The organism is Pseudomonas sp. UBA6315 (genome assembly GCF_002438125.1).
Taxonomy (GTDB): Bacteria; Pseudomonadota; Gammaproteobacteria; order Pseudomonadales; family Pseudomonadaceae; genus Aquipseudomonas; species Aquipseudomonas faucium.
In genome coordinates this window covers 1-12,837 of record NZ_DJTF01000125.1, presented here as the reverse complement: position 1 = coordinate 12,837, position 12,837 = coordinate 1, and the positions used below count along the sequence as shown (strand labels likewise).

The following is a 12,837-nucleotide window of genomic DNA, read 5'->3' as shown; positions in this document are numbered from 1 at the left end:
TTGAGGTCCAATTGAAGATTATCGTCCAGTGTAAGCAGATTGCTCTTTGAAGCGCCTTCCGGCCGCTGCCAACGCCTGCCGAGGCGTCTCTGGCGGAACCCACCCAAGCACGCGTTCAGCCTTGCTCGTATCAACCTCCAGTGAGCCATAAAGTTGACTGAAGATGTGACGTCGACCTACCAGCCGCAATAGACCGCTCAGGGCAAATCGCGGCACAAAAAATAATCTGGCGCGATACCCCATACCGAATGCCAGGCATTGCACTATTTGCCGAGTGGATAAACTCTCACCATCAGCGATAACGAACAGCTCTCCGGCGGCTCTTTCATGCTTGATCGCCAAGTGGATGAAGCTTGTAAGATTACCCAGGGAGACCATACTGCGGCGGTTATTCAGAAAAGCGAAGGGTAAAGGCCATTGCTTCCCTACCAGCCAGAGGAGACGCGAGAAGTTGCCCGGCGCGGCGGCATCATAAACCAGTGGCGGGCGGATGATCACCAACTCCGTACTGCACCCCGCAAATAGCGCTTCAAGCTGCTGTTCCGCTTCCAGCTTGGAAACGGCATAGAGCGCATGCGGTTGAGGCTGCATTGATTCGGAAAATGGCAGGCCGGTGGTTTCTGCACCATTGACCCCGATTGAGCTGACGAATATGAACCGTTTCACACCTGCAGCGATGGCGCTACGAGCGACGGACAATGAGGTTGCAACGTTCGCCTGGCGAAATGCAGCCAAAGGGTCGGATGATCGGTCATCAAGCACGTGGGCTCTTGCCGCGAGATGCACGACAACGTCGACATCCCTCATCGCAACGCTCATCGCATCGCTGTCGCTCAGGTCAACGATCAACGGCTCGCCTGCAACGGGGTGGGCGGGCAACTTGCGCATGGCAGCTTTGACAGCGCATCCACCTTCGACCAAATCGTGACACAACTGCTTGCCAACGAAACCTGATGCGCCAGTGACCAATACCTGCAAGGATTGAGGCATCACTTTCCCTCCCACGCCGACTTAGCGCCCAGATAAAACATGGTCATCTGCTACCTCGAGCCGCAAGCCCGAGACACAACAACGCAAACATGATTTTGTCACGCGGCCGCCTTCTGCATGAAAGGCAACTGGCCGCAAGCCGCAGCAAACCACTGCGGCCCAGATCATGCCAGGAGACAACGAACGGATCAGCACCCAGGCCAACCAGATTTGAAATCAATTTCGATTGACCCAGCCACCAACCATCAAAAACTTGTTTGACGCGAGCTTTGAACGCAGTGACACCGCTGTTGACGCCAATCTGGTTACGGCCGTGTTGGCGGTAACGCATGAAGGCTTGGTTATCAATGAACCATGTGAACCCGTTGGCGCGCGCGTAGGCATAGACATACCAATCATGCAAAGCCACTTGCCACATCGCCGCGCCATGGCGCCGAATACTTTCCTTCGCCGCTTCAGCCAAACGACGACTCAAGACATAGGTACAGCCTGGGCCTGCGGCCTCGAACAGGTAATCATGGGCAACCTGAGGCTGGGATTTGCGAACCATCACTTCCCGGCCATCAGGCCAGAATGCAAGAACATCAGATGAATACGCGTCTACTTGGTGTTCTGCCATGACGGTGCAGGCATGCCAGAGTTTCTGTGGATGCCAAATATCATCCTGATCGGCAAATGCAATAAAATCGTAGCCATCAAAACACGCTTCATCCAACAGCCTGAAAAAGTTCCTCGCCGCACCACCAAAGCGCTGGCCGGCTTCAAGCATGTGCACGCGTTGCTCTTCCATCGCCAACGCCTCTACCCACGCTTCAGTGCCGTCGTCTGATCGATCAACACTGACAACGACATCAACCTGCACGCCTTCCTGCTGGAGAATAGTGCTCATTTGCTCTTGTATATAAGCCATTCCATTATAGGCCGCCAGCAACACTAGACACTTAGGCATTAGTAATCCTTTTAGACGAAACCATCCGCACCACGCCTACGCTCATGCCATTAAACAGCATACGGCCCTACCAGCTTCAATGAAGACGCATAAAAAACAGCCGCGAGCATCACCATGCCCAAAAAAAACAGCAAGCGGCTATTGAAGTTCAAATACCGCAGCAAGAGGCACAGCATCGCCATATCGAAGAAACCGAACACCTCTGCCAGCCTCAGGCCCAATGCATCATTCCAAGAGAATGCGATCTGGAAGGCCAGGCCAACAACTGACATTAATAACAGAAACCGCTCGAAGTCATTAAGAGAAGAATAAACGACCCCGATCAAGAACATGGCGAAACAAAAACGAACCAGGAAATAGATGGAAAACAGCGATATCTGTGTCGTGTGGTAATCACCCGACAGATACGGTGCGATACGACTGAACAGGCTCAAGTGGGAAACAGCCAACGGCAAGCACCAGAGAAACAGGAACGCCCCGGCCAGAATCGCTATCTGCAAGAAACGCGAGATGGAGTACTGCCTGATCAGGAACAGCAGAAAGAATGGCAACATCGCGAGAACGGCAGCATGAAAACTCAGGGCCAGCAGGTACAACGCCACCGCCATGAACCGCCGCTGATCATAACAAAGGATCATGGCCGAGGACGCCACGGCAATCGCCAGGCCGACGCGAATCTGTATGAAATCATGAACGATGTAGAAGCGTGCAAAGATCATGAAGAACACGAGCATGGCAAAACGCCCGGCAAATACTTGCCGCGCATAGAAGGCTTTGAACGCCAAAGACAGCAATGCAATCAGCGTGAAAAAGAACAGGTGCCCCAGCCCCAGAGCACTGACACACAGATATAGCAATTGAAAACCAGGATCCTTGAACTCCGTCATCACCAATGACGGCTCATTATCAAGCCGGCCCAACCAACTCAGGTAATTGACATAGTCAGGATCAACGGTTGGCGCCCGCAGGCCCGCCAACAGACCATACATGACGCACATCACTGCAAAACACAGCACCACGACGGCTTTGACCGATCGATTTTTTGAAAAGAAGTCGGTCATTGCCATCAGGGCAGTTGCAACGAATGCAACAATGTAGACCATCAACTAAAGCGCCCTTTGCCCATATTTTTCAACACGCCATCCTTAACCGCCGAAAGGAGCAGACCCAATGCATAGGCGCGCCGAGAGGAATACCATGAATAGCAGGTAATATAGTACGGCAGCTTTCTCAACATCTGAAAGCGGGTCACCAGCGACAAATCGCTCCACAGCGCCAGAAATGCAGCGTTGCGCACAATGAAGTAGTTACGAAAGTCCGAGTGCAACGTTATGCGTCGCCCCAGGATGCTGACAAACTCGTCGCCAATACTGTGCTTCATCTTTACATGAGGGACGAGATAGCAATAAAAATCGGATTGAGAGGCTCGCTCTCCCCACTCGATGTCCACCCAATCGATGAACAAGTCGTCACGCATACCCCCGATTTCATCCAGCACATCGATACGAATCAGGGAGCCTGAAGCAATGATGTAGGTGGACTTGACAGGTTCGCTGCCTGCCAGATCAATCTTGTGTTTCTTGGAGCCAAATGCCGTGCGCTCGATGGCTGGCGCCGCATCACCGGTTTTCTCATCGACAAAGACCGGCCCAACGGCGGCCACCTTGACGCCTGAAGCAAGAAGTCGAGACTCGCTCGCCAATAACCGCTCTACCGTGTGAGGTTCGAGCTCGCTGTCTTGGTCCATCAGCAGCACGTGGGTCAACCCATCCGCTTTCGCCAACGATATTCCGTGGTTGTGCGCCGTCGCGATCCCCCTGTTTCCTTCCAGGGACAGGTAAACAATGTTCTGACTTTCGAGCAGTTGCCCATAGTGCATGGGCGACGCGTCAGGGGTGTTATCAATGACGTACACCCTGTAAACCTGATCTACGACGCAAGCGATCAGGCGCTCCAACAATGCGAGGTCCGGTTGGTACAACACGACGACCGCACCTACCTGGCTTTCCAGCGGGCCGCCATTCATAGCGCCGGCCTCTTTTCCTTCAAACATCTCAAGTACGCTCCCTGAAATAGGCCAGCATCCTGGCTGCAATGATGGGCCACGAATGATTGACAACCACTTTCGATGCAGACTGAAGCATCGCCTGGCGCTCGTTATCCGTTAGCTTCAGGTATCGAAGCAACCCGTCCACAATGACGTCCGTGTCGACTTTTTCGACACACAGGGCAGACGACGCCGTTGCCGGACCATAATTGGAAATTACCGTACATCCGCTGGCCATGGCTTCCAGGCACGGATAATGAAAGGCTCCATCCTGAAGTAAACCCGTTGCAACAAAAACTTCAGCCTGCCTGTAGAAAGCCGCCAACGCGTGGTCCCCGTGCGGCTGAGAAAGTCGGGCGTACTCATGCTGGGCGAGGTCAACACCGACGGGTAGCTCAAACGCAATGTTCAGTACCAGGTTACGCCCGGTCAAATGCCTGACACGCCCGACGGCCTCTATGATTTCTCGCGTGCCCTTCCAGACCAGCTTTCTGCCAATACACCCGACTACAATTTCTGGCTCCGTAACGGCAGCGGGCTGATGAACAAAGATATCAAGATCTATACCAGGCTCAATGACCGATTCACACTTGAGCAACTTGTAGCGTCGATAAATGCCGCCATTCACGATCTTTCGCAATGGCAACAAATACGTCAAACCGGCAAGGCACCGTGAAAGCAGCGCCCCCGGCGACCGCCCTGGGTAAAACTCCGGCTCATACGCCTGAATGTAATACCAAGCCTTTGAAGTACCCAGCGCACCCAAAAAAACCGGAAACACGGTCAAATAGAAGTTTGCCAAAAACACATCGAACCGGTGCCGGTTGCGCAGCACGAAGAGCAACATGCCGAGCAAGTTAAAGAGGCCGCGAACCCCTGGCATGTAAGGGAACGGATTGCGATAGGTCTCAATCTTTGCGCGGGTTGGGTAATAAGGCTGATTGATCAGGTGGGAAGAAAAAAACACCACCTCGTGCCCTTGCGAAATGAAGGTATCTGCCAAACGAGAAAGCACTCGCATGCCGCCCGCGGATGAGAACGCCAGTACGGGAATCGCGATTTTCAACTTATCATCCACTTTATCGACCTTCACCGAGTTGCTGGCCTTGCGCAGACCGACCTAGAACGACTGCGACACCCACTGCCATGATAATCCAGTAGATCAAATAGTTGATGGCATAGGCCTTAACCACACCTTCCAGGCCGTAATCCTTGGTAAACCATACGGTCAATCCATAGAACAAGGCGGCGAAGACTATCTCGCTGATGATGTAAAGCTTGTACATGGCTTTGCCCAGCATGACAAACGCCAATATCCAACTTCCCACCTTCATGACATCGCCAATCAACTGCCAGGCAAAAAGCTCGCGCATGGGCAGGAAATCGCGGGTGAACAGTAATTGAATGATGAAGTCCCGCATCAGATACACGGCAACTGAACATACGACCGCCAGCGGCAAAATCAACAGATAACCATACCTGACTTCCTGAAAGATCGCCTTCACCCCCTTCAACTCGGAAAGTCTCGGCAGGTAATAGACACTCAGGGTCATCGTCACCATCATCAAATAGGCACTACTGAGTCGCCAGATGGCCTCCCAATAACCTGCGGCTTCAACCCCAAAATCCTGTATGAGATGATTTCGTATCAATACCTGTGCAACCGGCAGGCAAACCGCAGTGGTGACTGCCATCGCCGCAAACTTACCCAGATCACGGAGAATGGCGGGTTCCCACCGACCGAAGAGCAATCTCGGCTTCAGCCACTCTGCTTTCCGGCACACAAACACGGTAGCGAAAAAAATGATTGCCTGACAAATGCCAATTGAAATCAAAGCGCCGTAGAGTCCATACGCGTAGGCCAGGCAAGCGGTGACCGCCAATGAAACCACGCTGCCTACAATATTAGAGGCAACAAAACGAGCAATTTCCTTACGCCCATTGAGAATGGCAAGAAGCAGCGCATTGAAGGTAAAGAATATCAACGATACTGCAACCCACAAAAACACACCACGCAACGCACTGTCGTGAAAAAAATACGATGCCAACTTGCCACTGAACAGCGCGACCAGCACCGCCACTATCAATGAGCCGGTCAGCGCCAGCGCACTTGCAGAATGCCACACCCTGGATTGCTGCGTGAGATCGTCGGCATACTCTGCTGTGTATTTGGTTACTCCGGTATTGACGGCGCCACTCGATAGCGTTGTTATCATTGTGAGCGCATTTTGCAATTGACCAATTGCGGCGTAGCCTGCAGGCCCTACATAGACCGCCAAGACCTTGTTCAAACCGAACAAGGTCACCATCTTGACCAAGACCGCAATACCATTGAGGACACTGGTTTTAACAAGTGACATCAACGGCGCACCGGAGGCCGGAATGCGTTACACGCCTCGATCACGCGATCAATCTCTTGCTCACTGATCGTTGGCCCCATTGGCAAACTGATCACCTCGTCATGCAACCGCTCGGTGAACTCAAAGTTCAAATGATTAAGTTCTGGGTACGCTTGCTGACGATGAGGCGGAATGGGATAGTGAATCAGTGTTTGCACGCCCAAGGCAGCCAAATGCTCCTGTAGCGCCTGGCGATGTGCTGTGCGCGCTACAAACAAATGCCATACGTGCTGCCCTGGCTCGCCGGAGCCTGGTAGCATGATTTCGGGGTTGTTGATGCCTTGCAGGTAACGTTGAGCAACTGCTTGACGATAGGCGGTCTCGCCGTCCAGATACTGCAGCTTCACCCGCAGCAGTGCCGCTTGCATTTCATCCAGGCGGCTATTAACACCCTGGTACATGTTTTTGTACTTTGCTTCGGAACCGTAGTTCCTCAGTGCACGCAACGCTTCTGCAAGGGCATCATCATTGGTTGTTACAGCGCCCGCATCTCCCAATGCCCCCAGATTCTTGCCCGGATAGAAACTGAAACCCGACGCGTCCCCCCATGCACCTGCGCGCCGGCCATCCAGCATGGCACCATGGGATTGTGCAGAATCCTCGAGAACCAGAAGGCCAAACTCTTCGGCGAAGGCTTTGATGGATCGCATATCCGCCAAACGCCCATAGAGATGCACCGGCAAGATAACACGCGTCCGAGGCGTGATCGCGCTACGCAGGTTTTCAACGCCAATGTTGAAGCTGGCCGCCTGCGGCTCCACCAGCACAGGTACCAGTCCGTTTTCGGTAATGGCAAGAATACTGGCAATGTAAGTGTTTGCCGGAACCAATACCTCGTCGCCCTCGGCAATTCGCCCCAGAAGCTTCCAGGCACGCAACGTCAGTATCAGCGCATCAAGCCCGTTGGCCACACCGACGCAATGGGCAGTTCCGCAATAATCAGAAAACTCGGACTCAAACTTTGAGAGTTGCTCGCCCATGATATACCAGCCGGAGTCCACAACATCGGCACATGCCTTAATCAAGGCTTCACGGTACTGAGCATTAACTGCCTGTAGGTCAAGAAACTTAATCATTCTTATCCATCATCCTGATTACGCGAGCTGGATTTCCAACCACGACTGCATAGGGTGGAACATCTTTAGTCACTACCGCACCCGCACCAACCATCGCGTATTCGCCGACTCGTACGCCGGGCAGAATCGTCGCATTGGCACCTATGCTGGAGCCTTTTTCGAGGGTAATCCCTTTAAACACCTCTGGGTAGGCCTTCGACCGAGGCAGCGGATCATTGGTGAAGGTCGCATTCGGACCAATAAAAACATCATCGGCAACACGCGTGCCGTCCCAGAGAAAAACCCCCGATTTGACGGTCACTCGATCACCCACAATGACGTCACCCTCAATCAGAGAGTGCGCACAGATATTGCAATCCTGTCCAATTTTCGCCCCGGCCAGAATAACAACGAATTGCCATACTCGAGTCCCCTTTCCTACGGAGTCACTCGAAACATCCGCCAGTGGATGAATTTTAGGCATTTTCAATCATCTCTTTGAATTCCGCGTAGCTACGTACATAGTCAGACTCATCGTAATGCGCATCGGCCAGCACCAACAGCACACAATCGCTGCTAAAATCATGCATCTCGTGCCAGACCATGGGAGGAATAAGAATGCCTTTATCAACGGCGTCAAGCCAGTACTCAACGCGCGCAACACCATCATCCATTACCATTCTGCAGCGCCCGGCAACGCAAATTGCCATCTGCTTCAGTTGTCGATGTGCATGAAAGCCTCGCGAGACACCGGGCTTGGTATTGGCAAGGTAATAGACTCGCTGAAACGCAAAGGGAATATTGTCATTTGCTTGTAGCGCGACCAGTGAACCTCGCTCATCCCCCATCACGGAAAATTGCATCAGCTCGTTAGTACGCTCTCCGACCGGAGTAACATGACGCCCCATGAATGCTGCATAGCTCTGCGCTTCCTGATCTTTGCCGCTGACATTCAAGTCAGACGAAAGCGGCCAGTCGATTGCAAGATCCGGATCGTCCCAGCGGATGCTGCCTTCGGACGCCTTATTGTAGACATCCGTCGTTTTGTAGAGGAAATGCGTGTCATCCTCCAAGGCAACGAACCCATGTGCGAACCCTTCCGGGATCCACAGCATTCGATTGTTCTGCTCACTCAGCTCAACACCAACCCACTGACCTGCTGTAGGCGAACCTGGCCTGATGTCAACCGCTACGTCAAAGGCTGCACCCTTGACGACACGGACCAGCTTGCCCTGTGAATAAGGCGCGGCCTGAAAGTGGAGGCCACGGAGCACACCCTTGCTGGAACAGGAGTGATTATCCTGAACAAACGCGCGGGGAGCTTCCAGGCCCAACTCAGCGAGTTCGGCATGGAAGCGAGGCTCATTGAAACTCTCCATGAACCATCCCCGATCGTCCTTGAAAACAGCAGGCTCCACGATCACTACATCAGGAATGGCCGTTTGGGTTAATTTCATGAGAAGCCCTTAGATTACAGATAAAAATTCCTGTAGCGGCCGGCGCTCCAGGCTACGTTTTACAAGCACGCAGATCAAAATGGCCTTGAGGTCACGCGAGAACTTACGCCCGAGAGAGGAGCGTGACATCAACCGGTCCTGCATCGAAAGTGACAGCAGTTGGCCGGTAGGCAATCACCCACCGGCACGGGCAGAAAACGCTGAAGCCACGCAGAGATCAATACTCGCGCTACATCAGCCCATTAACCGTCAAATATCAACAGCGATCAATACCTTAGTCAATCATCCTGCACGACCGGACGTCGCTGGCGGAGAACGAGAACGCGAAACATCGCCAGTATCACACCCAAAAACAACCCGCCCGCGACGGCTGCAGCCATCACCAGAACCTTGCGCGGCTTGATTGGCGAGTCGGGCTCCTCTGCATCCCCATCGACCCTGTAGACCGCTATCTTGACCTGATGGGCACTGATGTCATCGTAAAGCTTTTGGGTCACCTGCAGGCTACGCAAGTTATCAATGTAGGGATCATCCGAGGCTCGCCCCTGCAGACCGGCTATTTCCGCCCTCAGGGCCTTGGTACCGCGCATGTAGGTCAACTCGCCGTCCATTCGCGACGAGATCTCCGATGCCAGAGAACCCTTGATGATGGGTGGGTTGTCGAGACCAATAGACTCGGCGATGCGCAAGGCTTCCTGCAACCGTGCAATCTTGTCTTCCCTCGAGCGCACACCATTATCCCTGTAGGCTTCAATCTGGCGCTGAAGGCTACGCGCGCGCACAAATGCCTCCTTCGATGCTCCGGCAATAACCTCTTCACGCGCAGCAATGCCCGCCCTGCGAACGAACTCGGTTGCCCATTTTGCCGCCACTGCTGGATCAGCATGCCTTATGGAGACTGTCGCTCGTCGGGAGCTGCCTCCCGAATCGATGATGATGTCGATCGAAGAATCAAAGGCACGGTACAACTGGGCCAAGGTAGAAGGATCGTCAGTGGCGTGCAGCGTTGGCCGAACCACTTCTTCAAAAAAATTGCGCCGCAGCTCTTCACCGCGCAGGTGCTGCAAAAAAACATCGTACACCTGGTTGACCGAATAGGACTCAAGCTCCGATGCGCGCGTCCGGCCGTAATTCAACTCAGCAATTTCACTGTTCATCGGGGACACCACCCCGACCTGCGCCTCATAAACAGGCTTCGCTACCGACACGTAGACCGCCGCCAGTACAGTGACCACCAGAGCAACCGCTGCAATGAGTATTTTCTGCCCCCACACCCCTCGGATAAACTCGATGAGGTCCACCTCATCACCAGCATTACTCGGGCGCTCAAAATCATTGCGCATGTCTTATTTTATTCCTTGCGTCTGACGAAGTTTTTGGTTTTGGCATACCAGAGCAGGGCAACGATCCATCATCGCCCTCGCAAAAGGTCAGCATCTGGCGCACCCGTAAAGCTTAGCGGCCTAATGCTAACATGCAGTGGTATCGCTTTAGCATTAGCCGCAGTAGAGGGGAGCCATATCGATAAGTTCCCTTGATTCCGACAGCCAGCGCTCACTTCGTCCAGACCTTATTTAGCGACGTCGACCTCCACGCAAAAACCCAGTCGCCCAGCAGCGTGCTGAATAGCACTTGCCAACGACCGCTTAGCCTCAAGCTCGCCATGCACCAGCACCACCCTTTGCGCCGTCGCGGCACCGCTGGTGGCAAATTCGACCAATCCAGCTTGATCGGCGTGCGCAGAATAGCCACCCAAGGTCATGACTTTGAGGCGAACTTCATACCTATGACCATCCAGATCAAGCTGTACAAAACCCTGCGCCCCTTCACCCCGCTGCATCAAAGCCCCTGGGGTGCCTTTCGCCTGATACCCAACGAACACCAACTCATGCCGCGGATCACTTAACATCGCCTTGAGGTAATTTACGATCCGCCCACCCGAGCACATCCCATTCCCGGCAATGACGATGGCTGGCCGCCCGGTACTCTTGAGATAATTGACCACCCGCTGATGCGCGGCATGGGTATCCACGCAAACCAGCTGCCCGAAACCGAGCGGATCCCGCCCCTCCCCCAGCCGTTGCCTGGCCTCGCAATTCCAGTACGCGTGCAGCTCGCTGTAAGCCCGGGTAATGCGCTGAGCCAAAGGCGAGTCGAGAATGACCGGCAATCGCGACCAGTCCAGCCCCAGCGGATCATCCCCCTGTACCTGCCGACCCTGCCCCAAAAGGGATTTGCGATGGAGGATATCCTCGATCTCATATAGCAACTCCTGAGTACGCCCAAGGCTGAAGGCAGGAATAAGAATGGTGCCATTGTCAGCCAGAGCGCGATCGATAACGGCCTCAAGGCGCTGCTGTCGGTCACTGCGCTCGGGATGCAGCCGGTCACCGTAAGTACTCTCCAGTACCAGGAGATCAGCCCGCTCTGGTGGCCGCACCGGGCGCAGCAATGGGTTGTGGGGCGCCCCGAGATCGCCCGAGAACACAACGCGGGTGCCGGGTTCGATTCCCGGATAGCGGACGTCGCACTCCACATAGGCGGAGCCAAGCAAGTGGCCAGCGCGCTGCAAACGAATGGAGCACGCAACGCCTTCCTGATCGACAAGGCAATGCCACTGCTCGAACGGCAGCGACACGATCAGCCGCTGCAGCAGCGTGAGGTATCGATCGACCTAAACGGGGTCGGCACTGATACCGAGCTTGTAGGCATCCTCAAGCACAAGCGGCAGTAGCTTGGCCGACGGTTCGCTACACAGGATGGGCCCGCGATATCCGGCAGCCAGCAAGGCCGGAATACGACCAACATGATCGAGGTGAACGTGGGTGACGATCAACGCCTTGATACCGGCTATACCAAAGCCGATGGGGGCAACTTCTGATGCTGGAGTAACATCAACACCCTGCTTTAGACCACAATCGATCAGCAGGCTGGTAGTCGGGTCGAGATGGAGTTGATGGCACGAACCCGTGACGCTTCGGGTACCACCATGATGGGAAAGGGCGGGAAACTCCATGCTGCTGCGCACTCGCCAAGGCCGGAAATGAAGTGCGTATTACTCCATTTCGACGGGCGCACGCATAGGTGAGGTATCCCTACAAAGGCGTAGGAATTTTCATCAGCTGCCGCTCAATGCTGCCTGACGTGCCGAGGCGCGAATCTTGCGCTTGCTGCGCTGCACGCCGTAAGCCCCCAGCAGCGGCCCTACCGCCAACCCTACAATCAAGGCAGCGAGCACAGGCACGGCCACGGGCAACGCCGGTGCCGACCAGCCGAACAGCACCAGCGATACTGCCTGCTGGTTCTCCAGCACGAAGAACAGCACCACAGCCGCCAACAGCAGCACGAACAACGCCGCCAGGGCGCGCTTGAGGTTACGCATCAGACTGCTCCTTCATGGCTCAGAGGTGTTCGTGTTCTTCTTCATTGACCCGGTCACGCAGCTCCTTGCCCGGCTTGAAGTGCGGCACGAACTTCCCTTCGAGCTCAACCGACTGACCGGTCTTGGGGTTGCGCCCCACGCGCGGTGCGCGATAGTGCAAGGAAAAGCTGCCAAAACCACGGATCTCGATACGATCGCCAGTGGCCAGGCATTGGGACATCTGTTCAAGCATGGTCTTGATGGCCAGCTCCACATCCTTGGACGAGAGCAGCCCTTGATGGGTGACAATACGTTCGATCAGCTCCGACTTCGTCATATTTTTCCCTTCGTTATCAAGCAGCTAGATCATTGCTTAATCAGTTTGTAGCACGCTCGGAGGGATTTGAACAGGGTGGATCTTGACTTAATAAAAAAATTCAAGAACGCCACCTGAAGAAATAACAGCGCGACCATGGACGGCAAGCCAGCTCCCGCCAGCAGCGGCGCAGGAGCAAGAGAAATTCGGGCATAAAAAAAGGGTGGCCCGAAGGCCACCCTTTTTTACCGATCAAACAGAAC

Annotated in this window: 12 protein-coding genes and 2 pseudogenes; all 14 read right to left on the bottom strand. The window is 54.3% G+C overall.

Annotated elements, in window-relative coordinates:
• Window positions 1-18: 18 nt before the first annotated feature.
• Entirely contained in the window at window positions 19-990 is a 972-nt protein-coding gene (locus tag B3E94_RS14735) for an NAD-dependent epimerase/dehydratase family protein (protein WP_286914068.1), read from the bottom strand.
• A 43-nt stretch (window positions 991-1,033) separates the two neighbouring features.
• The gene (locus tag B3E94_RS14730; protein WP_286914067.1) at window positions 1,034-1,939 is read right to left on the bottom strand and encodes a glycosyltransferase; all 906 of its coding nucleotides are present in this window, start codon (window positions 1,937-1,939) and stop codon (window positions 1,034-1,036) included.
• A 50-nt stretch (window positions 1,940-1,989) separates the two neighbouring features.
• The gene (locus B3E94_RS14725; RefSeq protein WP_286914066.1) at window positions 1,990-3,042 is read right to left on the bottom strand and encodes an EpsG family protein; all 1,053 of its coding nucleotides are present in this window, start codon (window positions 3,040-3,042) and stop codon (window positions 1,990-1,992) included.
• The gene (locus B3E94_RS14720) at window positions 3,042-3,992 is read right to left on the bottom strand and encodes a glycosyltransferase family 2 protein (protein WP_286914065.1); all 951 of its coding nucleotides are present in this window, start codon (window positions 3,990-3,992) and stop codon (window positions 3,042-3,044) included. The genes B3E94_RS14725 and B3E94_RS14720 overlap by 1 nt, the downstream gene beginning before the upstream one ends.
• Window position 3,993: 1 nt before the next feature.
• A complete protein-coding gene (locus B3E94_RS14715) occupies window positions 3,994-5,079 on the bottom strand; it encodes a glycosyltransferase (protein WP_286914064.1) in 1,086 nt (361 codons plus the stop codon).
• Window positions 5,066-6,346 (bottom strand): O-antigen translocase, encoded by a 1,281-nt coding sequence (locus B3E94_RS14710; protein WP_286914063.1) that lies wholly within the window; start codon window positions 6,344-6,346, stop codon window positions 5,066-5,068. Before B3E94_RS14710 ends, B3E94_RS14715 begins: the two co-directional genes overlap by 14 nt.
• Window positions 6,346-7,461 (bottom strand): DegT/DnrJ/EryC1/StrS family aminotransferase, encoded by a 1,116-nt coding sequence (locus tag B3E94_RS14705; RefSeq protein WP_286914062.1) that lies wholly within the window; start codon window positions 7,459-7,461, stop codon window positions 6,346-6,348. The genes B3E94_RS14710 and B3E94_RS14705 overlap by 1 nt, the downstream gene beginning before the upstream one ends.
• Window positions 7,454-7,924, bottom strand: a complete 471-nt coding sequence (locus tag B3E94_RS14700; RefSeq protein ID WP_286914061.1) for an acyltransferase — start codon at window positions 7,922-7,924, stop codon at window positions 7,454-7,456. The genes B3E94_RS14705 and B3E94_RS14700 overlap by 8 nt, the downstream gene beginning before the upstream one ends.
• Window positions 7,917-8,288, bottom strand: coding sequence for a sugar 3,4-ketoisomerase (locus tag B3E94_RS14695; protein ID WP_286914077.1), 372 nt, complete (start codon window positions 8,286-8,288; stop codon window positions 7,917-7,919). The genes B3E94_RS14700 and B3E94_RS14695 overlap by 8 nt, the downstream gene beginning before the upstream one ends.
• Before the next feature lie 72 nt (window positions 8,289-8,360).
• A pseudogene (gene rfbC, locus B3E94_RS14690) lies at window positions 8,361-8,897 on the bottom strand (dTDP-4-dehydrorhamnose 3,5-epimerase); the annotation flags it as partial.
• A 278-nt stretch (window positions 8,898-9,175) separates the two neighbouring features.
• Window positions 9,176-10,240 (bottom strand): LPS O-antigen chain length determinant protein WzzB, encoded by a 1,065-nt coding sequence (locus B3E94_RS14685; protein WP_286914060.1) that lies wholly within the window; start codon window positions 10,238-10,240, stop codon window positions 9,176-9,178.
• A 227-nt stretch (window positions 10,241-10,467) separates the two neighbouring features.
• Window positions 10,468-11,913 (bottom strand): annotated as a pseudogene (locus B3E94_RS14680) (MBL fold metallo-hydrolase RNA specificity domain-containing protein).
• Between the two features lie 102 nt (window positions 11,914-12,015).
• The gene (locus tag B3E94_RS14675) at window positions 12,016-12,279 is read right to left on the bottom strand and encodes a LapA family protein (protein ID WP_286914059.1); all 264 of its coding nucleotides are present in this window, start codon (window positions 12,277-12,279) and stop codon (window positions 12,016-12,018) included.
• Window positions 12,280-12,298: 19 nt separating this feature from the next.
• Window positions 12,299-12,595 (bottom strand): integration host factor subunit beta, encoded by a 297-nt coding sequence (ihfB, locus tag B3E94_RS14670; protein WP_167058638.1) that lies wholly within the window; start codon window positions 12,593-12,595, stop codon window positions 12,299-12,301.
• Window positions 12,596-12,837: the final 242 nt, after the last annotated feature.